Raw genomic sequence first — 20,787 nt, 5'->3', positions numbered from 1 at the left:
CCTCGTCGGCAGGCGTGCTACTCGGGACGGGCGGCGAGGAAGCCTTCGATGGTGTCGACGACGAGCTGGTGGTCCTCCAGCTGCGGCAGCCCGGAGACCGCGACGGTGCCGATGCAGCCGGTGCCCCGGACGAGGACGGGGAACGCCCCACCGTGGGCGGCGTAGTCGGACACGTCCAGGCGGGAGTCCGCGTCGAAGGATCCGCCGCCGACCCTGAACTGCTCGCCCACGCGCAGCGAGGATCGCCCATAGCGGTCGACCACGGCGCTCTTGCGCTCGAGCCAGCCGTCGTTGTCCGCTGACGCGCCCGGAAGCGCCGCGTGGAAGAGGCGCTGACCGTTGCGACGGATCGAGATGGCCACCGGCAGGGAGGCGGCCAGCGCGGCGTCGCGCAGGGCGACGCCGAGCGCCCACGCGGTCTCCTCGTCGAAGGAGTCGAAGACGAGGCGCGCCTCCTGGGCCACCAGCTCGTCCAGGAGCTCAGGCCCGGTCACTGCTCGCCCCCTCGGAGGGTCCGCGTCATGCCGGTAGAGGTCGATGTGTTCACAACGCGCACGCTACTCATGGTCGTCCCACGCTCCGTGGGGCGACGCAGTCGCGAGCATCGGACGGGCGCGCCAGACCACCTTGCGCCGCCGCTGCACGGGGCGGACTCTGGGACATGGCCGAGACCGAGCAGGAGCGGGCGCAGCGGGAGATCGACGTGCTCAGCATGGCGACGTACGACGTCCCCGAGACCGGGTCGGCGTCCCGCCCGGTGGAGTGCGACGTGATCATGAAGGGCGGCATCACGTCGGGTGTGGTCTACCCCCTCACCATCTGCAAGCTGGCGACGCGCTACCGGTTGCGCAACATCGGCGGCACGTCCGCGGGTGCGATCGCGGCGGTGGTCGCGGCGGCCGCGGAGTACCGGCGGCGGCACGACGAGCGAGCGCCGGCAGCCGGCTTCCAGTCGCTCGCCGTGCTGCCGTTCGACGTGTCGCAGCGCCTGGAGTCGCTGTTCCAGCCGACGCGGGAGACCGAGGGCGTCTTCCGCGTGCTGCTGTCCGCGATCGGAGGCGACGGCGTCCGGGGAGCGGTGGCCGCGGTGGTGCGTCAGCAGCGGCTCGCGTTCTGCGCAGGGCTGGGACTCGTGCTCGCGCTGGCGTTCGGCGCCCAGGTGCTCGCCGCCGGGTTCCCGATCGAGGGCGTCACGTGGGTGCGCATCGGCGTGGGCCTCCTGCTGGTGCTGCCCCTCGCGCTCGTGGTGGGTGTGGCCGCGGCGGTGGCCGGCTTCGCGTCCGCGGCACTCCGGGTGCTGCCGCAGCACGACTACGGGCTGACCGACGGCGCGACGTACTCAGGGAGCCCCCGGGAGCCGGGGCTCACCGAGTGGTTGGCAGACGCCGTCGACGGCGTGGCCGGACTCCCGGCCGGTCGGTGCCTCACGCTGGGGGACCTGTGGGGGCCGGAGGGCCTCACGGCATGGACGGCGTACGTCGAGGGTCGCGGCCGCACGCCCGTGGGGGAGGTCCGGCAGGCCCGGGCGATCGATCTCCAGACGATGACGACGGACCTGACGCTGCGTCGTCCGTTCCGGCTGCCGTTCGGTCAGCAGGACTTCTTGTTCGACGAGGAGGAGATGCGGCGGCTGTTCCCGGACCGGGTGGTCGCCACGATGAAGGGCGGTGTCGCGGCGTCACGCCATCGCCATCCGGCGACGGGGGAGCCGTTGTTCTACTTCCCGGGTCCGGGCCGGTCGAGCCGGGGCGACGTGCGTCCGGGTCCGGAGTCGCTGCCCCTGGTGGTGATGGCTCGGATGAGCCTGAGCTTCCCCGGCCTGCTGTCGGCGGTGCCGCTCTATGCGGTGGACCGCAACGGGGACCAGGGCGTCGTACGGCACCTCTTCTCCGACGGCGGGATCAGCAGCAACTTCCCGATGCACTTCTTCGACTCGCTGCTGCCGACGCGCCCGACGTTCGGCATCAACCTGTCGCCGCCGCACCCGGTCCACCCGGACGACCTCACCTGGTTGCCGCCGGCGGCGACGGGTGGCGTCGACCCGCGCGCCGTGCCGTTCGAGACGGTGCCCGGTTTCGCCCAGGCCCTGCGTGACACGGTGCAGAACTGGTCGGACAACACCCAGGTGACCCAGCGCGGCTACGCCGAGAGGGTGGTCGAGATCCGGCTCCGGCCGGGCGAGGGAGGTCTCAACCTCGCCATGCCGCCCGACGTGATCATGGCGCTGGTCGCCCGTGGCGCCGAGGCCGGTGACCGGCTCGTGGAGCAGTTCGAGTGGGACCCGCACCGGGTCATCCGCTACCGCACCGCGATGACGCGCCTGGTCGACGCGCTCGCGCAGGTGGATGCGTCGTGGACCCTCGGCGAGTACGAGTCCCTGCTGGCGGACTACCCGGCCACCGGCGTCGCCGGGTCCTCCTTCCTCGGCTCCGCCACCTGGCGCCAGGGGGACCAGGCCGCCACCCGGGCGCTGCTCGCCACGATCGGGGGTTGGCGCGACGCCAACTGGCACGCCCTGTCCCACGACAGACCCGCGCCGGCGCCCGTGGTGAGGATGGCCCCGGAATGAGTGCCAGGTCATCGGCGCTCGCCTTCCAGCTCGCCGGCTCGGGCCATGCGATGGGAGCCTTTCTCGACCGTGTCGGACGGGACGGGTGCGACGAGCTGCGCCGAGGTCTGCGCACCGACGACCGGGCCATCGTGCCCGGCTACACCCTCCTCCTCGTCGCGCTGTGCGCGCTCTCCGTCGTGTGGGTGCGGGCTGCGGGCAGCGGGGCCAACGAGGCCGTCGCGACCGTCCTCGGCGTGCTGGCCGGTCTGCTCGCCGTCGCCGCCGGTGTGCTCGACCTGCTCGAGAACCGCGCGCTTCGGCGCGTGCTCGACGACTGGCAGCCGATCCCCATCCCGGTGGCCCCCGACGAGGCGGAGGCGGCCGAACGGCAGCAGCGTCGACGAACTCAGGTGGCGGCGATCGACGGTCCCAGCCGCGCGGCGAGGCGCTTGGCGGTGTGGAAGTGGCGGCTGGTCGCCCTGGTGCTCGGGTGGGTACTGGTGAGCGGGGTCGTGGGGCTCACGAGCTGGCTGTCATCCTGAGCCCGGTCCGCCGCTCCCTTCCGTCCGTGACCGGCCGCGCGACGACAGCCACCGGCATCAGCGCAGACCCTGCTGCAGCGCGGCCCAGGTGTCGGCGGTGACGACGCCCGTGGGGTCGAGGCCGAGGCGCCGCTGGTAGCGGCCCACGGCCCTCGTCGTGCGGTCGGTGACGACACCGGTCGGCTGCACCGACCGGAACCCGGCGGCGCGCAGGGCCCGCTGCAGGCGCAGGGCGGGCTCGCCGGCGGAGCCGACCTTCAGCAGGGGCGCTGAGCCGCGCGCGAAGAGCGCCGTCCACGTGGCAGCGTCGGCCTTGCCCGTGACACGCAGGTCCTGACGGCGCTGGAAGGACCGCACCGCCGTGACGACGTCCTGGTCGAACCGGGCGTCGAGCTTGCCCCGGTAGCGGGCGTTCTTCCTGAGCAGGCACTGCAGCGCCTCGACGCGATCGCCGCGTGCGCCCGACCTCAGGCGCGGGTACGCACCGAAGTCGAGGCCGGTGCCGCCACACGCACTCAGCGAGCGGGGCGGCTGCGAGCCGCCGTCGATCTCCAAGAAGTTGCGGTCGATGGTGAGAGCGACGCCGCCGTGGGCGACCGTCGTCTGCGCCTCGTACTGGTGGGCGCGCTGGCCGTCCCAGCTGTCCGCGCGCACCCAGCGCGGGTCGATGTCGACGTCCGCCCGGCCGTTGTACCAGGCGTACCAGACCTGGTCCGGCATGGCGTACGAGCCCGTCGAGAGGTGGTCGGCGTTGTCGAGGGCGTGGATCCCGGCCGAGACGCTGGAGTAGACACCGGAGCGGAAGCCGAGGTCGTGCAGGGCGAGCGTCCACCCGCTCAGGAAGCGCAGGGCGGAGCGGCGGCAGTCCTCGCCCGCGACGTCGAAGCCGCCCTCGAGGTCGTACCAGAGGGTGCTCCCGGCGGGCAGTCCGAGTGCGCGGGCACGGGCCACCGCTGCGGCGGCCTCGGCGCGCCCGCGGGCGTCGGCCGCGGCGTACGAGCCGGCGGGCGCCGGGTCGATCCGGTCGGCGTAGAGCGGGTGGCAGGCGGCCTGCGGTCCGACCCAGATCGGCAGCAGGCGCCACCCGTTGGCGCGCTGCCGGGCCACCCAGGTGGCGTCGAGGTGCGGCTGGCCCGGGTCGACCGCTGAAGGCTGGCAGGACGCCATCGAGCCGCCGATGTAGATGCCGGCACCCCAGAACGGCGACGAGGTCAGCCAGGCGTCCATCTGGTCCTGCGTCGGCGCGCATCGGGCGTCGAAGGCGTAGCCGGTGAGGCCGTCCGAGCGGCGCTCCGCCGCCGCGGCCGGGCCGCCGGACAGCAGCGTGGCGCACAGTGCCACCACCGCCGCCACCATGACGCCGGCGCGTGCGCGGGCAGGGCCGAGGTGTCCGAGTCGCATGTGTGTCTCCCCCGAGAACGTGTGGTGCCCAGACCCTAGTGCGTCTTCCGGTTACCGTGGGCGTTCGGCCGCGCGGCGTCGCGTGGGAGGACGACGATGGCGGAGGGACCCGGGTGCTGACCCTGCTCGCCTCCCTCATGGCCGGCGCCGGCGTGGTGCTGGCCGTGCTGGCCGCGTACGTCGCCTGGCGCCGCGGCACACTCATGGGCTGGAGCCTCGCGGTGCTGCTCGTGGCCGTGGCGTGGTGGGGGGTGACGTACTCCGTCGAGCTCTCCGCCGACGACGTCGCGGTCAAGAGCCGATGGGGGGACCTGAAGTACGCCGGCATCGTCACGCTGGCGCCGGCGTGGTTCGTCTTCGTGCTGCAGTACACCGGGCGCGGCCGGCTGGTCACCCGTCGGCTCGTGGCGCTGCTGGCGATCCCGCCGGTCATCGCCCTGGCGGTGCTCGCGGTGCCGGCCACGCACGACCTGGTGCGCTCCTACCCGGCGGAGGCGCACACCGAGGACCTCCCGATCGTCGAGACCGGTCCGGCCTTCTGGGCGATCTTCGCCTACAACAACGTCCTGCTGGTCGCCGCCACCGTCCTGTTCCTCGCCAGCATGGTGCGACTGGCGCGGAGCTATCGCCGGATGGCCTGGGTGCTCCTGCTGTCGGCGCTCCTGCCCTGGGCGGCGAACCTCCTGCACAACCTCGAGGTCGGCTGGTTCGCCCGGATCGACCTGACGCCCTTCGCCTTCATCGTCACCGGCGGGCTGCTGGTGTGGGGCCTGTTCGAGGAGCGGCTGATCGACCTGGCGCCGCTCGCCCGGAGCGCCGTGGTGGAGAGCATGACGGACGCCGTGCTCGTGCTAGACGCGTTCGGACGGGTCGTCGACGTGAACCCGGCCGCCGCGACCCTCGCGGGCAGGACGCGCGGCGAGCTGATCGGCCGGCGCGGGCGCGACCTGCTGTCGGTCGCGGGCATCGCGGAGGTGGGTCCCAGTGGGCTCGTGCTGATGGACCCGGACAGCGGCGACCCGCGGACCTTCGACGTCAACCTGCAGCCGCTCACCGACGTCTCGGGCCGCACGGCCGGGGAGCTGCTGGTGCTCCGGGAGGTGACCCAGCGGGTCGACGACCAGCGGCGCCTCCAGCAGGTCCTGGACGACCGCTCCCGGGTCGCCGCGACGCTGCAGGCCAGCATGGTGCCGGCCCGGTTGCCGGTCCTACCGGCGTGCGAGCTGGCCAGCCGCTACGTCCCGGCCGGCGACGGCGGCGAGATCGGCGGCGACTTCCTCGACGTCTTCGCGCTCGACGAGCAGGCGTGGGCCTTCGTGCTCGGCGACGTCAGCGGCAAGGGCGCCGAGGCGGCCACCGTCACGGCGGCGGCCCGCTACACGCTCCGCGCGCTCGCGGCCCCCGGCGCGACGCCCGCAGCGACGCTGCGTCAGGTGAATGCGGTGCTGCAGGCGCAGACGGAGTCGGAGCGACACTGCACGCTCGTCTTCGGCCACCTGCGACCGCCTCGCGGCGACGACACCTCCGGCGCCCCGGTGCGGATCACCCTCACCCTGGCCGGGCACCACTGGCCGCTGGTCCTGCGAGCGGACGGCACGGTCGACGAGGTCGGTCAGCTCGGCACGGCGCTCGCGCTCTTCGACGACCCCGAGCTGCACGACGCCGAGGTCGAGCTCGCTCCCGGTGACGTGCTGTGCCTCTTCACCGACGGCCTGGTGGAGGCCCGGCACGGCCGGGACCAGTTCGGCTCCGGGCGGGTCGCCGAGCTCCTGCGCACCCATCGCGGATCCTCTGCCGACGAGCTCGCGAGCGTGGTGCTCGCCGCCGTCCGCGAGTTCCACGGCGACGAGCTCGCCGACGACCTGGCCCTGCTCGTGGTGAGGTACGCCCCGGCGAACGACCGCCCAGCGGCGCAGCGACGGCCTCAATGACCGGCTGCGTCACCTGCGGACTCCTCTGACCTGCCCACCACGTCCGCGACGATCCGCCGGCTGTCAGCCAGCAGGGCGGCCTGGTAGTCCCGGTCGAGGGCCTTCGCCGACGGCTTCAGGGGCCGCCGGCGGTGGTCGACGTACGAGCCCGAGGCGACGGCGTCGGAGCCGGTCACGAGCCCGGCGAGCACCCGGCCGGAGACGGTGCTCGTCGAGGCGAACGGCAGGAAGCGCACGCCGCGGAGGACCGAGCGGTACATCGCGCGCAGGAGCGCCGGGTGCTGGCGACCGAGCCGGGTGTCGAGCATGAGCCCGGGGTCGAAGGCGATGACCGTGGTGTCGGGGAGCTCGCGCGCGAGCGCCTGGGACATGGCGACGGCCATCAGCTTCGTCGTGGTGTAGGTCGCGAGTCCGTCGCGCACCGATGCCTCGCTCCGACGGCCATGGGCCACAGCGACGACGCCCGACCCGTCCGGAGGAGGGGTGCCGGTCCACTGCTCCGGGTCGTGGGTGGCAGAGCCGATGAGCACGACGGTCGCCGGCAGGTTCCCGCCGCGGCGCATGGCGTCCAGGAGCGCCAGGTGGGAGAGGTGGTTCACCGCCACGGTCTCGTCGAGCCCCTCGTCGGTCGTGGCGCGACCGGAGAGCACCTGGACGCCGGCGTTGCACACGACCGCGTCGAAGCGGGGCAGCTGCGTGGCCGCCGCCGACACGCTCCTGAGGCTGCGGTGGTCGAGCCCCACCGGGTGCAGCCCCGTCCGCTGGGCGACGGACCGGAGCCGCACCGGGTCCCGACCGGTGCCCCAGACCTCCACTGCCTGCGCACGCAGCGCCTCGGCGACGGCCAGTCCCAGACCGCTCGTGACTCCTGTGACGAGGACGCACATACCGGCGAGAATATGGCAGCCACTGCCAGAAGACAACGAGTGCCACAATGCCGTTCGTGACGGCACCAGGACTTCGCGGGCGCAAGAAGGCAGAGACCCGACGACGGTTGGCGGCCGCCGCCGTGGACCTCTTCTCGGAGCGCGGCTTCGACGCGGTCACGATGCAGGACGTGGCCGCGGCAGCCGACGTGGGCAGCCGCACGGTGTTCCGCTACTTCGTCGACAAGGCCGAGCTCGTGTTCGCCGACGAGGCGGTGGTCGACGAGGAGCTGCGTCAGGTCCTGCGCAAGGAGCCGGCGCAGGTGGACGCGTGGTCGGCGGTCGAGGCGGCGCTGGTGAAGCTGACCGACCTGTGGGCCGACCAGCGTCGCGAGGGCGTACGACGCCGCCGGCTGGTCACGGGCTCGGCCGCGCTCACCGCGCGCCATCTCGTCAAGCTCGACCGCCACGCCGAGGTCATCGCCGAGGAGCTGGTGGCGCGAGGCGCGGCCCGCGAGGCAGCCCGGGTGATCGGACGGTGCGCCGCCGCGGCGTTCGACTGCGCCGTCGATCGGTGGCTCGACGACCCGCAGGTGTCGCTGGCCGAGGCGCTGCAGGACGCACTCGACGTGCTGCGTCATTGAGCTCCGCGGATGGCCCTCGGTGCCAGGACCGGCAGCAGCGCGGCGGCCACCTGCGCCGGTTCCTCCTCGTGGACGAAGAGCTTCGCACCCGGCACGACGTGGATGCGGGCGTCGGGGAACGTCGCGACCATCGCCCGGGCGCGCGCGACGGGGAGGAACGGGTCGTGCTCGCCCCACACCAGCTGGGTGGGCGCGGCGATCCGCCGGTGCAACGACTCGAGGTCGCGGAGGTAGCCCTGGTCGAAGCTCGCGACGAGTCGTCCGGCCGCCCATTGCCGGTCGGGGTCGTCGTGGAGCGGCCGGAGGAAGAACTCCTCGAACTCCCCGCCGAGCAGCGTGTCGTCGCGGAACGCGCCGCCCAGGACGAGCGGAAGGCGGCGTACGCGCGGACGGAGCGCCGCCCAGGCCAGGGCATGGCCGAAGCCGGGCAGGCGGCCGGCGGCCAGCACCGCGCGGAACAGGGGCGCGGGCCGGCCGGTGTGCTCGGTGTCGATCAGGCCCAGCGCGCGCAGGCGGGGGTCGTCGGCCACCGCGTGGCGCGCGACCAGCCCACCGCTGTCGTGGCCCACGACGGCGACCGAGTCCGACCCCAGGTCGTCGAGGACCGCGCGCACGCCGCTCACGTGGAGGGCGAGGCCGACCCGCACGGACCGGTCGAACCTGCTCTGACCCGCTCCGACGAGGTCGACGACGTGGCACGTCAGGTGCTCGGCGAGGAGCGGCAGCAGCTGGCGGAAGGTCGCACCCGACACCGGCCAGCCGTGGACGAGGACGACGTCGGGACCGGAGCCGACCGTGCGGACCGCCACCTCCGCACCGGTGCCGGGGACCGCGACGAATCGCGACGGTGGTCGACGGAACAGGTCGGTGGCGGCGGAGGCGCTCAGGAGGGTCATGCGGCAAGCATCGGACGGCCCTGCCGGCGCGACAACGACCTCGGCAGGTAGGTGCGCGCGATCGGGTCCTTCCCTACGGTGGCGGGGTGCCCGACCACGACCAACGCCGGGGTCTTCTCCCGGCCCTGCTGAAGTACTGGCGCGGGCAGCGCGGACTGAGCCAGCTCGACCTGGCGATCGCCGCCGACGTCTCCAGCCGCCACCTCAGCTTCCTGGAGACCGGCCGGGCCACGCCCTCGGCCGAGATGGTGCTCCGCCTGGCCACGGCGCTCGACGTGCCGCTGCGCCAGGTGAACACGATGCTGAGGTCGGCCGGCCACCCGGCGGCGTACGAGGAGGGCGACTCGCTCCCACCGCTGGCCCGCACCGCCCTCGACCACCTGAAGCGGCACTCGGAGCCGTTCCCGCTGGTCGTGGTCGACCGGGCGTACGACGTGGTGGACGCCAACACGGCGGCGCACCGGCTGCTCGGGACGATCCTGCCTGACGACGTGGGGCTGACGGGGCTGAACCTCGTGCGGACGACGTTCGACCCCGGCGGCGCGCACCCGGTCATCGTCAACTTTGACGAGGTCGGGCGGTTGCTGCTGTGGCGGCTGCAGCGTGAGGTGCTGGCCGAGCCGGGGGACCCGGTCCTGCGGGGACTGCTCGACGACGTCCTCGCGATGCCGACCGTCCACGACGACTGGCGCTCGGTGGACCTGGGCGTCGCGGCCGACCCGGCGGTGGTCGTGCACTTCCGGCTCGGGGACCTCGAGCTGCGGTTCGTCACGCTCGTGACGGCGTTCCAGGCCCCCCAGAACGTCGCCCTCGACGAGCTGCGCATCGAGCACTGGCTGCCGACCGACGAGGCCACGTCGGACGCGTGCCACCTGCTCGCGAGCAGCTGAACCGGGGCGGTGCCTGCGCGGACAAGGGTCTAGCGATCGAGCGCCGGGAAGCTCCAGGCGCCGGACAGGATCTCGGGGCGCGGTCGGTAGAGCCGGACGAGGTAGTTCCAGCCCTCCGGGACGGGGATGGAGTTCTCACCACTGCCGCCGAAGCGGACGGTGACGCTGCCGTCGCCGTTGCGGGCGGCGGTGATGCTGTTGACGGTGTAGGCGTCGTGCACGTTCGGCTCGAAGAACCCGTCGGCGTTGTAGACCGAGATCGACCAGAACCCGTCGACCGGGACGTCGACCGGCACCGTGAGCTCGTACTCGCCGACGGGAAGGCCGGGTGCCACCCCGACGTACGCCGCCTCGGCGTCCGGCAGTCCGCCCCACCCGGCGGCCGAGCCGATGAGGTGGCGGACCGGGTCGACGTCCTCCTGCCGGCCGAAGCTCCGCTCGAAGGACGCCTGCTCGGCAGCGAGAGCCAGCAGGGCGCTCCGGGTGCGGTCGAAGCTGCCCGTCTCGTAGTCGGGCAGCCCGAACGGTCGCCCGGACGCCGCGCTGATGCCGAGCCGGTCCTGGACGGCGGCGACGGCGGCCAGGTCGTCGGGGTCCCGCGGGTCGACCAAAGTGCGAGCGGCGACCACGACGTACGGGCTGCCGAGCTCCTCGGCGGTGAGGTGGTGGTCCCCTGCGTCGTGGAGGACGCGGTTGATGTAGTGGTCCTCGTTGACGACCATCACCGACAGGTAGCGATCGCCGGCGTCGGGGACGGTGAGGACGGCCCCGGCGGAGATGTCGACGACCGCGAAGCTGTAGAGGGTGTCGCGGTTCAGTCGGATCACGGTCTGCTTGTCGATTGCGGCCGGTTCTCGGTTGTGCATGAATTGGTTCACCCGCCCTGCGTCTCGTTGCAGGTCGGCCATCATGCGGTGGGTCTCGGCTCGCGAGAAGTTGTCCGCGTTCACCTTGGTGCCAGGCATGCCGGGAGCCTGCCGGACGGGCTGAGGCCGTTTGGTCACCCGAACCGGGTGGTCATCACCTGCTCGCCTCAGATCGATGGCTGGGGCCGGACGTCGAGGTGATGGACCCCGGCGGGCGGCTCGCTCGCGCCGGGACGTCGTAGGTGAGCTCGAGGCCGTCGGCCCAGGTGCTGCAGGTGCACCCGGTGGGGTCCGGCAGCGCGGCGATCGCGCGGGACAGCAGCCCGGTCAGCCGCTCGAGGTTTTGCCGGAAGCGGGCGAAGACCTCGTCCTGGCCGACGCCGTCGCCCGCGTCCGCCCCGGCGTCCATGTCGGTGACGAGCGCGAGGGCGGCGTAGCACTGGCCCATCTCCCGCGCGAGCGCTGCCTCCGGGGCGCCGGTCATGTTGACCAGGTCCCAGCGCTGCTCGGCGTAGTGGCGGGACTCGGCGCGGGTCGAGAAGCGGGGACCCTCGATGACCACCATGGTCCCGCCGGCGCGGACGTCGGGGTCGGCTCCGGCGAGGGCGGCCGACATCCCGGGGCAGTAGGGATCGGCGAACGGCATGTGGACAGCGCCCGACTCCACGAACGAGCCGACGCGCCGGTGCGTGCGGTCGACGAGCTGGTCGGGGACGACGAGGTCGCCCGGGGCGACGGTCTCCCGCAGGCCGCCGACGGCGCAGGGGGCCAGCACCTGGCGCACCCCGAGCGCGCGCAGCGCCCACGCGTTGGCGCGGTAGTTGATGGCGTGGGGCGGGTGGTCGTGGTGCCGGCCGTGGCGGGGGAGGAAGGCGCGGGCGGCCGGCCACCTCGCCGACCGCGACCGGCGCCGACGGGTCGCCGTACGGCGTGGTCACGTCGTGCTCGGTCGCGTCGTCGAGGAAGGAGTAGAAGCCCGACCCGCCGATCACGGCGATGTCGGCGCGGGGGAGCTCGCTCACGCGGCCACCCTAGTGAGCGGCCGCGTCCCAGCAGTGCCGGCCCGGCCCCGTCTAGGGTGCTGCGATGAGCTCCCAGGCCTTCCTCTCGGACCTGTTCTCCCTGGACGGCCGGGTTGCCGTCGTGACGGGCGGCAGCTCGGGCATCGGGCGAGCCATCGCCGGCGCACTCGCCCGCGCGGGCGCGAGCGTCGTCGTGGTGGCGCGCCGGGAGTCCGAGCTGGTCGCGACGGTGGACGAGCTGGCGGCCGACGGCTGCCGGGCGGCCTGGGTGAGCGCCGACCTGGGCACTCGCGGCGGTGTCGCCGCGGCGGCCGAGGAGGCAGCGGGAGTGTGGGGGGAGCCCGACATCCTCGTCAGCTCTGCAGGGATCAACCTGCGGCCGGCGATGGATGAGCTGGACGAGGGCGTCTGGGACGCCACCATGGCGCTGAACCTGGAGGCGCCGTACCTGCTGGGACAGCGGTTCGGGCCCGGCATGGCCGAGCGAGGCTTCGGGCGGATCATCCACGTCTCCTCGCAGCAGGCGCACCGAGCGTTCGTGCAGAGCGGCGCCTACGGTGTCTCGAAGGGGGCGCTGGAGTCGCTGGCCCGCTCACAGGCCGAGGCGTGGTCACCGTCCGGGGTCACCTGCAACACGCTCGTCCCGGGGTTCGTGATGACGCCCCTCAACGCGCGGCTGTCGGCCGACCCCGAGAGGACGGCGGCGCTGGCCGCGCGCACGATGGTGGGCCGCAACGGCCTCGCGGAGGACTTCGCGGGAGCGGCGGTGTTCCTGGCGAGCCGCGCCTCGGCCTACGTCACGGGTCAGTCGATCTTCGTCGACGGAGGTTTCTCGGTGCACTGAGCCCGGCGCCGGCGCGGCTGCGGCCCCCGACGGTCAGTGGTGGGAGCAGCAGGGGATCTGGTCCCGCGACTCGAACGGCACGAGTCCTGCGTGTCCCTGCTGCACGAGGAGGACCACCCGGCCGTGCTGCCAGGTCGGACGCGCCCACCCGGTGAGGTCGACAGGTGTGGTCGGCTCGACGTCCGTCCCGGCAAGCGCCTCGACCGCGTCGACCACGCTGAGGGCGACCACCTCGGCCACCGTGGTGCGGCGCTCCACGTCAGAGCGGCCGTGGTAGCGCGCCAGCCGGCCGGTGCTGCGGGCGCGGTGCTCGCCGCCGGCCCGCAGCGCTCCCGCGACCAGTTCCTCCGGACCTCGCGACGCGGTGCCGGTCTCGCCGTGGACCACGATCCCGACGCCGCCGAGCGCGTCGACCGCAGCTGCCACCAGCTCGAGCACGTCCTCGGCCGCGGGCGCGCTTCCTTCCACACACGGCCACGACGCGGCGACGGCGGTGTGCGGACCCTCGCCGGGGACGAGGTGCGTCGACGCGACGTACCCGGGCTCGGCCGCAGGCAGGACGGCGTCGAGCAGGTGCACCAGGTGCTCGGCGCCGGCGTTGTCGCTGGTGCGGGCGTCCACGGCCACGCAGGTCGTGGACGCCCGCGGGGAGCGGGTCGTCACCTGGTCGGCACGACCCAGATCGGGTTGGTGTAGAACCACAGGTCGACCCAGGGGTCGGCCGAGCCGACCACGTCGATCGCCGGCCCGGCCGGGTCGACCTGCGGGCCGAGGAAGCCCGGCTGCGACCGGTTGCCGTCCGTGCCGCGCAGCCGGACGTAGAACGGCTCCTCGACCGGACCGAGGTCGTACGTCAGCGTGAACCGGCCGGCACGACCCGAGGTGTCCGACTGGGCGATCACCTTGGTGTCGGGGGCGGTGAACCGGTCCCGGTCGGTGGCGGCGGACATCGGGTCGACGCGACCGCGGACGACGTCGACGCGGTTGAGCTGCGGGACGAACTGCGACCAGTTGGGCACGTCCTGCGCGTCGATGGTGACGACGAGCTCGAGGCGGGTGCCGCGCTTGACGGCCAGGGTGCCGCCGAGGGTCTCCGAGCGACCTCGGCCCGGGCCGCCGGTGGCCCGGACGGTGACGTCCATCGCCTTGACCAGGCCGCCGTGGTCGACCCAGATCCGGCCGTCGCGCATGCCGCTCATGACGGCGCGGTAGTCGCGGCTCGTCGCGCCGACGTGGGTCCGGCTGTAGAAGCCGGGCCAGAAGTCACCGGCCGTCAGGTTGATCCCGCCGGCGTACACCGGTCCGCCGTAGCGTCCGTCGCGGTTGAACTGCGCGGAGTCGGACCCGTCGGGTCGGCGGGAGGTGTCGCTCCAGTTGACGTGCGAGTCGGAGTTGGCGGTGATCGACCACGGCTTGCCCTCGGCCAGCAAGGAGTCCCAGAGGCCCCCGACGGTCGCGGTCATCCAGTCGAAGCCGCCCCAGGTGCGGTAGCTCTCCGGCGGGTAGCCGGGGAACGACGCCGCGCCCGGCGCGTTGCCGTAGAAGCCGCGGGCCGAGCCCGGTCCGTAGCCGGCGGGGAGGCCGGCCGCCTGGTGGCCGGGCGCGCCCTCGAAGCCGATGGCGATGCGCGGGTCGGCGTCGCGCCAGGCCCGGATCTCGTGCGGGCTGTCGATGCCGTTGCGGGCCGGGTGGTTGGCGAGGAACAGCGCGTCGTCGACGCGTCGGCGGTCCACCTGCTGGCCGAGCCACTGCACGGCAGTCACCGCGAGGGCCTCGTTGGCGGGGGAGCTGCCGCTCGCGCCCTTGACGGAGCCGTCGTAGGCGTTCTCGAACTGCTTGAGCACCTCGACCTCGCCGGGCCCGGGGGCGACGAAGACCGTGCCGTGCTCGGCGGCCGGGATGTTCCACTCCAGGCCCTGGAAGATCAGGGTCCCGGGCAGCTCGGCGCGAGCCGCGACGATGTCGGGGTTGACCAGGTCGACGCCGATGCGGGCGTGGGTCGCCCCGCCGTGGTCGGTGATGACGAGCCAGTCGAGGCCGTACGCCGCGGCGTGCTGCGCCTGGTCGATGACGCGGTACTGGCCGTCCGACGAGTACTGGGTGTGGATGTGGTGGTCGCCGGCCAACCAGTACCGGGCGAGCGGCCGACCGCGACCCCGGCCGCGGTACGCCGACGCGGGGGCCGCGGCCGCGGCGGGCGTCACGCCCTGCATGCCCGACATGCCAGCCACGAGGGCACCGGTGATCCCGGCCGCGCGGAGCATGCCGCGGCGCGTCATCTCGGCGGGGGAGAGGTCGCTGTCCGGGACGGACGGGTCGTGGGCGACGTCGCTCAGGTCGTCATGCGCGCGGTCGTGCTCGTGGTCGTGGGAGTGCGCGTGGTCGTGCGGGTGGTCGTGCCTGTGGCCTGCGTCGTGGGGGTGGCTCACGTGAGTCCTTCCGAGGTGGGGGCGGGGTGGGTCGTCTCCCGCCGTCCCACCGTCCCCCCGACCCGGCAGCCGAGTCGATGAACGCCGGATGTGGATCTCGTGAACAGGTCCGGCGCTCGTACGGCGGTGCGCCAGGAGGCGTGGTCCGCGAGGTCGACGGACCCCGGTGTGGGCGCCACCGGCCTAGGGTGGCAGGACTCGCCCGTCCCGAGGAGGACTCCATGAAGTGCCCCAACGATTCCACGACCCTGGTCATGTCCGAGCGGGCGGGCGTCGAGATCGACTACTGCCCGGAGTGCCGCGGTGTGTGGCTGGACCGCGGCGAGCTGGACAAGATCCTCGAGCGTGCGGAGCTGGATGCCTCGCGCGCGGCCGCTCCGCCGGCTGCGGCTCCCCGCGACACGCGCGGGCGCCCCCGACAGGACTACGACGACCGTGACCGTCGTGACGACCGCGATCATCGCGGCAAGAAGAAGGAGCACTGGCTGGGGGAGCTCTTCGGCTGAACCGCTGGACTAGTCACCGACGAGTGACCTCGCCGGGCGCCGTGACGAGGCGTAGCGTCTACGGACCAGTGGTTGCGGATGACGGCGAGTCGCCAGGGGACTGCGCGGCTGCCCGCGGAGCACGAGGTTCCGCGGGCAGCCGTGGGGCCTCGCACGCCGTGGGGAGGAGGCACGATGGAGTGGCTGCTCCTCGCCCTCGCTGCTGGTGCGACGGTGCCGTACGCAGCTCGGCGCGTCAGGGACAGGCGGGCCGAGCGGCGAGGGCAGGTCGAGGTCCTCGACGAGATGCGCCGGCTGGCCGAGGAGGACGTCACCGTCTTCGGTGAGCAGTTGCAGCGCCTCGACGGGACGGTCGCCGAGAGCGTCCTCGACGCCGACGCCCGACACGACTACCAGTCCGCCCTCGACGCCTACGAGCGGGCGAAGTGGGACGCGCCACGCATGCAGCATCCCGATGAGATCAGCCGGCTGGTCGACACCCTGGCCACCGGTCGATACGCAGTGGCGTGCGTCCAGGCCAGCCTCGCCGGCCGACCGCGGCCCCAGCTCCGCACGCCGTGCTTCTTCAACCCCCAGCACGGGCCGTCCGCCCGTACGGTCATGTGGACCAGCGCGCGGCACGGCAGCCGACAGGTCCCCGCCTGCACCCGCTGCGCCACCCAGCTCGCCGCGCACGAGAAGCCCGAGGTCCGCACGGTCACGATCGGTTCGCGGACCGTCCCCTACTGGGAGGCGGGCGCGAGCCTGAGTCCCTACAGCAGGGGCTACTTCCCGGCAGACACCGCGGGGACCGGCTCCGCGATGGCCTGGATGTATGCCGCCCCGGACCTCTGGACGCCTCCTCACCAGCACGACCACGGGGGCCACGGCGGTGGCTTCGACGGCGGAGGCTTCGACGGCGGTGGCGGGGACGGTGGCGGCGGTGGTGGCGGCGACTGACGGCCTCACCGCGGGACGTCGCGGAACCACCTTGTCCGGTCGAGGGGGTCGGGACCGTGCCGGCGCCGTCGCGGCGGCCGCCCGGGCACCGGCGCGTGGTGGTCGAGCACCGTCACCAGGACGCCCTCGCCGCCCGTGAGGTCGGGCAGCCTCGACGCGACGTCGGGCACGACCTGCGACGGCAGGTGCCCGACCAACCGCGTGTAGCCGCCGCTGGTCGAGGTCTCCACGAGTGCGGCTCCGAGCCGGCCGAGCAGCGCCGCGACCGCGGGGTACGCAGGCGCGGGCAGGTCCAGCTCGAACCGGTCGACCGGGCGGCACACGCGGGTGCGCGCCTCCTGCAGCGCGGCCGCGAGCACCACGGGCGCCAGGTGGCGGAAGTCGGCGGCGACCGTCGAGATCGACTTGTCGAACTTCTGGTGCGGCCGGCTCTGCCGCGGGTAGTAGGCCGAGGCCGTCATCGTCACCACGCAGTCGGTGACCTCCCAGCCGTGCGGGCCCTGCCGCAGGCCCCCGCGGACGCCCTCCTCGGCCGCCGCGACGAACGCGGGCGGCAGGTTGCCGCGTTCGACGCCGGGGGAGAACTCGACGCCGTGCCCGACCGGAGCGGCCTCGACCCGCAGGCCGAGCCCGGCGAGGTAGGGGTTGCCGCCGGCGCCGATCCGGTCGGCCGACGTCCCGACGCCGACCACCCGCTCGAGGCACACGGTGGACGTGTCGAGGAACCGCACGGCGACGCCGTAGCGCTCCTCGAGCAGTGCGGCGAGCACCTCCTTCTGCACCTCGCCGTGCAGGCTCACCGCGGCCTCGCCGTCGACCTCGTCGAGCCGCAGGTCGATGAGCGGGTCCTCGTCGGCGAGCTCGGCGAGTCCGGCGTAGAGCGCCGTCCGGCGGCTCGCGTCGACCGGCTCGACGAGCGCCTGCAGGGAGGCAGGGGTGAACCGGTGCACGCGACGCGCCGGCGGCCTGCCGACGGCGTCGCCGATCCGTGCCGACGGGCCGCGTACGACGGCGATCTGGCCGGCGCCGGCCACCCCGGGCCGCAGGCCGGCGGGTGTCGACACGGCCACCTCGGTCACCCGTGCGGGCTCGGCCGCCCCGAAAGCCACCCGGTCGCGGACCTGGAGCGCGCCCGACCACACCCGCACCCAGGCCCGGCGTCCGCGCGCGTCCCGGTCGACGGCGAAGACCGTGGCGGCTCGCGGGCCGGGCGGCGCAGCGGACCGGGGGAGCAGGGTGACCAGGGCGTCGCGCAAGAGCGGCAGCCCGGCGCCGGTGATGGCCGAGCCGCACAGCGCCGGCGTCAGCCCACCGGTCCGGAGCCCGCGGCGCAGCGCGGCGCGCGCGGCCGCGTCGTCCACCGGCCGGCCGGCGGCCCAGACGTCGAGCACCCGGTCGTCGCCCTCGGCGAGCGCCACGACCACGTCGTCACTGGTGAGCGGCACGGCGGTCACGCGCGCGTCCCGGGTGCCGGCGTCGTGCGCGTGCGCCAGCGGGACGACGTACGGCGTGAGGCGGTGGCGCACCTGGTCGAGGACGCCGTCGACGTCGGCACCGGAGCGGTCGACCTTGTTCACGAACAGGATGGTGGGCACGCCGATCCGCTGGAGCGCGCGCCAGATCACGACCGTCTGCGGCTGCACGCCCTCGACCGAGGAGAGCACGAGCACGGCCGCGTCGAGGACACCGAGGGAGCGCTCGACCTCGGCGATGAAGTCGGGGTGGCCGGGGGTGTCGAGCAGGTTGACGACCAGGTCGTCGAGCGCGAACGACGTCACCGCGGCCCGGATGGTGATGCCGCGCCGCCGCTCGAGCTCGAGCGAGTCGGTCCGGGTCGTGCCGGCATCGACGCTGCCGGGTGCGTCGATGGCGCCTGCCTCGAAGAGCAGGCGCTCGGTCAGGCTCGTCTTGCCGGCGTCAACATGGGCGACGATCCCGAGGTTGAGGGTGGATGGGGGCGAGGTCACAGGGCAGCTCCACGGCTGGACGGAAGAGGGTCCGGGGCGTGGTGGCTGCTCGCATGTCTGCTCCTGGGTCGTGGCCGCTCGGCCGGGCGTACGTTCGACGATCGCATGGCGCCGCGACGCGGCGCACCCGGTTTACGCCGGGTCAGGCATGGTGCGGCCTGCGAGCGAGAGGTCAGGCGGTCGGGGCTAGGTCGGTCAACCTCACCGGTGCTTCTCCTCGCCCCGGCCGTCCGTCACTGTCCGTCGTCCGCGTGTACGAGCCGGTCCGCGGGATCGCGCAGGGGCGATCGGCACCCACGTGCCCGGGCCCGCGGGGGGCTCCTCCTCCTGCAGTTCGCGTGTGGCTGACGGCCACCAGTCGTAGGTGTCGTAGACCAGGTAGTCCGCGTCGGCGGGCGTGCCGATGACCTTGCTCCTGAACGGTGTGTCGCGCGGCTCGGCCCGTGCCCAGATGACGCTGATGAAGCTCTCCCAGTCGTCCGGCGTCATCACGACCTCGACGGTGCGAGACACGCCCGGGGACTGCTCGAAGGTGATCTCGATGCCCGCGGGCACCTCGCGGGCACTGGCCCACCGGTCGACGTCGTCGAGGAGACGTCTCCAGAGCCGTCGGTTCGTCACCCGAGGATCATCACCCGGTCAGGACCCGGCCGGTCAACCCCCGCAGTCACTCCCGCCGAAGCCTCCGCCGTCGAAGCCTCCGCCGTCGAAGCCGCCGCCGTCGGAGCCGCCGCCCGTCCCGCGCGCGCCCACGACGGAGTCAGGCCAGGGGCGAGAGGATCGACGAGAGCATCCCGGTCGCAAGGCCTCGTGCGGCCTCAGGTCACGGCGGGCCTCCGGAGCAGCTCGTGCAGTGGCTCGATGCGGGTGAGCGCGGCATCGAGCATCTCGGGCCGACGCCGGTACCACGCGAGGTGCGCCGCCTCGACGGTCGTCGTCGCCACCGGCTGCCCATCGATGGTCCAGTCGGTCGTGGCCGGACACTCGAGGCCGTGCGCTGCCAGCACCTCCGGCAGCAGGGGCGCGTGGATGTTGTTCAGCAGTGGCCGGGTGACGGCCGGGCCGAGGGCGTCGAGGCCGAGCGCGCGCCGAAGCCGGGCCGCCACCGGTGCGAGGACGGCGTTGCCGGGGTGGTTGATGGTCCGCATGGCGTCGGCGGTGGGGGAGGTGAAGAGGTCGCTGACCACCACCGTGTCGTGCACGGCCTCGCGTCGCGCGAGCTCGGCCACCGACGCCGTGGCCACCGCGCGTACCGTCTCGACGGTGAGCTGCAGCGGGTCCCGAACCGGCCTGCCCGCCCGCTCGTCGTCGGCGGCGAGCACGGTCCGGATGTCGTGGTAGGGCACGACCGGCGGGTCCGGCTGCTCCAGTCCGGGCGGGTGGACCAGCAGGTGGAACGGGTGCAGGCCGGCGTACCTCAGGCTCGGCACGAGGGCGACCCGCGCGCTCGCTGGCAGCACCGCCCGGAGCTGGCTGGTGCCGACCGGAAGACCGCGGTAGTCGTCGGACGTCGGCTGCGCCACGAGGAGGTCGGCTCGGGCGAGCAGCTCGTGCAGGGCGACGACGTCGGCCGGCGTCAGCTCGTGCAGCGCCGGGACCCGTTTCGTGCGTACGTCGCCGGCGTCGAGCAGCAGCCTTAGCGACTCGGCCTGGCAGTTGCCGACCACCACGAGCAACGGCCGGTCATCACGCACCGGTCCATCGTCGCAGAGCCCGCCGCACGGGCGATGGGCCGGGGTCAGCCCCCGTCAGACGGAGGAGCGCTGCCTGCCGAGGTCGACCTGCCCCTCGCGAGCCTCCTCGAGGAGCCGGCCCAGGACTTGGGACACCACATCGCTCCGGAACCCGCTCTCGGCCACGCACTCGACCAGTGCCCGAGCGACGTCGGCGACCTTGCGGTTGGTGTCCTGGGAGCACCACCGCAGTCGCTCGAACGCCGCGTCCGCAGTGCAACCCTCTGCGAGCATGATCATGCCCTTGGCCTGGTCGATGAGGGGCCCGGCCTGTGCCTTCCGGGAGAGAGCGTCCCTGACGTCGGCCTCGGTCTCGTCACGTCGTGCGTCCGTGAGGTCGATGTAGTAGCCCTCGATCTCGGCCGGTCGACCGTCCGGGTCGAGGACGGTCCTGCCGACGCTGACGACCGAGAGGACACGCTTGTTGCGGTCCACGATGCGGTGGTAGCAGCTGTAGGTCCCACCGTCCTGGACGACGGCCGCGAAGACACCGGCGGCACGCTCGCGGTCATCGGGGTGCTTGTGGTGCAGCAGGGCGCCCGTCGTGGCAGGTATCTCACGAGGCGAGTAGCCGTGCAGGTCGTAGAGGGCGTCGGACCACTCCCACTGGTCGTTCGCCACGTCGTAGCTGAAGGGGGCGACGACACCGGGGGACCGGGTGCCGGGAAAAGAGTCGATGTCCAACGAGCAGTCCGTGTTCTTGTCGGCATGCGGGACTGAGTGACCCGTGTCCTCGAGTCATTCGGTGGGATGAGTTTAC

At 73.5% G+C, this 20,787-nt stretch carries 20 protein-coding genes; 8 read left to right on the top strand and 12 right to left on the bottom strand.

The genetic code is table 11. The annotated features are described in order from the left end of the window. Positions 1-17: 17 nt before the first annotated feature. Positions 18-494, bottom strand: a complete 477-nt coding sequence (locus SHK17_RS10760) for a heme-degrading domain-containing protein (protein ID WP_172271973.1) — start codon at positions 492-494, stop codon at positions 18-20. 167 nt (positions 495-661) lie between these two features. Between SHK17_RS10760 and SHK17_RS10755 the strand changes: the two genes are divergently transcribed. Together SHK17_RS10755 and SHK17_RS10750 are read left to right on the top strand one after the other, a co-directional pair. After that, positions 662-2,569, top strand: a complete 1,908-nt coding sequence (locus tag SHK17_RS10755) for a hypothetical protein (RefSeq protein WP_322919186.1) — start codon at positions 662-664, stop codon at positions 2,567-2,569. Then, the gene (locus tag SHK17_RS10750) at positions 2,566-3,093 is read left to right on the top strand and encodes a hypothetical protein (protein WP_322919185.1); all 528 of its coding nucleotides are present in this window, start codon (positions 2,566-2,568) and stop codon (positions 3,091-3,093) included. Before SHK17_RS10755 ends, SHK17_RS10750 begins: the two co-directional genes overlap by 4 nt. 57 nt (positions 3,094-3,150) lie before the next feature. Here the strand turns inward: SHK17_RS10750 and SHK17_RS10745 are convergent, their stop codons facing one another. Further along, complete coding sequence (locus SHK17_RS10745) at positions 3,151-4,494, bottom strand: glycoside hydrolase domain-containing protein (protein ID WP_322919184.1); 1,344 nt, start codon at positions 4,492-4,494, stop codon at positions 3,151-3,153. A 113-nt stretch (positions 4,495-4,607) separates the two neighbouring features. Here SHK17_RS10745 and SHK17_RS10740 point away from each other — a divergent pair, with 113 nt between their 5' ends. Next, a complete protein-coding gene (locus SHK17_RS10740) occupies positions 4,608-6,425 on the top strand; it encodes a histidine kinase N-terminal 7TM domain-containing protein (RefSeq protein ID WP_322919183.1) in 1,818 nt (605 codons plus the stop codon). Here SHK17_RS10740 and SHK17_RS10735 read toward each other — a convergent pair. Beyond that, positions 6,419-7,312, bottom strand: coding sequence for an SDR family NAD(P)-dependent oxidoreductase (locus SHK17_RS10735; RefSeq protein WP_322919182.1), 894 nt, complete (start codon positions 7,310-7,312; stop codon positions 6,419-6,421). The genes SHK17_RS10740 and SHK17_RS10735 overlap by 7 nt on opposite strands. A gap of 56 nt (positions 7,313-7,368) precedes the next feature. On the opposite strand from SHK17_RS10735, the gene SHK17_RS10730 reads away from it, so the two are divergent. Next, entirely contained in the window at positions 7,369-7,935 is a 567-nt protein-coding gene (locus tag SHK17_RS10730) for a TetR family transcriptional regulator (RefSeq protein WP_322919181.1), read from the top strand. Here SHK17_RS10730 and SHK17_RS10725 read toward each other — a convergent pair. Further along, positions 7,929-8,831: an alpha/beta fold hydrolase gene (locus SHK17_RS10725; protein ID WP_322919180.1), complete on the bottom strand. Its 903-nt coding sequence runs from the start codon at positions 8,829-8,831 to the stop codon at positions 7,929-7,931. The genes SHK17_RS10730 and SHK17_RS10725 overlap by 7 nt on opposite strands. An 86-nt stretch (positions 8,832-8,917) precedes the next feature. Between SHK17_RS10725 and SHK17_RS10720 the strand changes: the two genes are divergently transcribed. Next, positions 8,918-9,721, top strand: coding sequence for a helix-turn-helix domain-containing protein (locus SHK17_RS10720; RefSeq protein WP_322424312.1), 804 nt, complete (start codon positions 8,918-8,920; stop codon positions 9,719-9,721). A 29-nt stretch (positions 9,722-9,750) separates the two neighbouring features. Here SHK17_RS10720 and SHK17_RS10715 read toward each other — a convergent pair whose 3' ends face one another. Both SHK17_RS10715 and SHK17_RS10710 read right to left on the bottom strand, forming a co-directional pair. Beyond that, positions 9,751-10,629 carry a DUF1254 domain-containing protein gene (locus tag SHK17_RS10715; RefSeq protein ID WP_322922022.1) on the bottom strand — a complete coding sequence of 293 codons (879 nt, stop codon included), beginning with the start codon at positions 10,627-10,629 and terminating at the stop codon, positions 9,751-9,753. A gap of 112 nt (positions 10,630-10,741) precedes the next feature. Next, positions 10,742-11,413, bottom strand: a complete 672-nt coding sequence (locus SHK17_RS10710) for a phosphorylase family protein (protein ID WP_322922021.1) — start codon at positions 11,411-11,413, stop codon at positions 10,742-10,744. 260 nt (positions 11,414-11,673) lie between these two features. Between SHK17_RS10710 and SHK17_RS10705 the strand changes: the two genes are divergently transcribed. Next, complete coding sequence (locus SHK17_RS10705; protein WP_172271998.1) at positions 11,674-12,453, top strand: SDR family NAD(P)-dependent oxidoreductase; 780 nt, start codon at positions 11,674-11,676, stop codon at positions 12,451-12,453. 33 nt (positions 12,454-12,486) lie between these two features. On the opposite strand, the gene SHK17_RS10700 is transcribed toward SHK17_RS10705, so the two are convergent. Together SHK17_RS10700 and SHK17_RS10695 are read right to left on the bottom strand one after the other, a co-directional pair. Next, positions 12,487-13,116, bottom strand: a complete 630-nt coding sequence (locus SHK17_RS10700) for a hypothetical protein (protein ID WP_322919179.1) — start codon at positions 13,114-13,116, stop codon at positions 12,487-12,489. Further along, positions 13,113-14,882 carry a PHP domain-containing protein gene (locus SHK17_RS10695; RefSeq protein WP_322919178.1) on the bottom strand — a complete coding sequence of 590 codons (1,770 nt, stop codon included), beginning with the start codon at positions 14,880-14,882 and terminating at the stop codon, positions 13,113-13,115. Before SHK17_RS10695 ends, SHK17_RS10700 begins: the two co-directional genes overlap by 4 nt. Before the next feature lie 221 nt (positions 14,883-15,103). On the opposite strand from SHK17_RS10695, the gene SHK17_RS10690 reads away from it, so the two are divergent. Together SHK17_RS10690 and SHK17_RS10685 are read left to right on the top strand one after the other, a co-directional pair. Then, positions 15,104-15,388, top strand: coding sequence for a TFIIB-type zinc ribbon-containing protein (locus tag SHK17_RS10690; RefSeq protein WP_322919177.1), 285 nt, complete (start codon positions 15,104-15,106; stop codon positions 15,386-15,388). Positions 15,389-15,562: 174 nt separating this feature from the next. After that, complete coding sequence (locus SHK17_RS10685) at positions 15,563-16,327, top strand: hypothetical protein (RefSeq protein ID WP_322919176.1); 765 nt, start codon at positions 15,563-15,565, stop codon at positions 16,325-16,327. Between the two features lie 5 nt (positions 16,328-16,332). Here SHK17_RS10685 and SHK17_RS10680 read toward each other — a convergent pair whose 3' ends face one another. The 4 genes from SHK17_RS10680 to SHK17_RS10665 form a co-directional block, all read right to left on the bottom strand. Beyond that, positions 16,333-18,294 (bottom strand): translation factor GTPase family protein, encoded by a 1,962-nt coding sequence (locus SHK17_RS10680; protein WP_322919175.1) that lies wholly within the window; start codon positions 18,292-18,294, stop codon positions 16,333-16,335. A 201-nt stretch (positions 18,295-18,495) separates the two neighbouring features. Beyond that, complete coding sequence (locus tag SHK17_RS10675) at positions 18,496-18,915, bottom strand: hypothetical protein (RefSeq protein WP_322919173.1); 420 nt, start codon at positions 18,913-18,915, stop codon at positions 18,496-18,498. Positions 18,916-19,112: 197 nt separating this feature from the next. Continuing rightward, the gene (locus SHK17_RS10670; protein WP_322919172.1) at positions 19,113-19,988 is read right to left on the bottom strand and encodes a WcbI family polysaccharide biosynthesis putative acetyltransferase; all 876 of its coding nucleotides are present in this window, start codon (positions 19,986-19,988) and stop codon (positions 19,113-19,115) included. A 54-nt stretch (positions 19,989-20,042) separates the two neighbouring features. Next, complete coding sequence (locus SHK17_RS10665; protein WP_322919170.1) at positions 20,043-20,648, bottom strand: PAS and ANTAR domain-containing protein; 606 nt, start codon at positions 20,646-20,648, stop codon at positions 20,043-20,045. Positions 20,649-20,787: the final 139 nt, after the last annotated feature.

The sequence above is a fragment of the Nocardioides renjunii genome (genome assembly GCF_034661175.1).
In the GTDB taxonomy this organism is placed as follows: domain Bacteria; phylum Actinomycetota; class Actinomycetes; order Propionibacteriales; family Nocardioidaceae; genus Nocardioides; species Nocardioides renjunii.
Note: the sequence above shows the minus strand (reverse complement) of the source record. Positions and strands in the feature narration are given on the sequence as shown.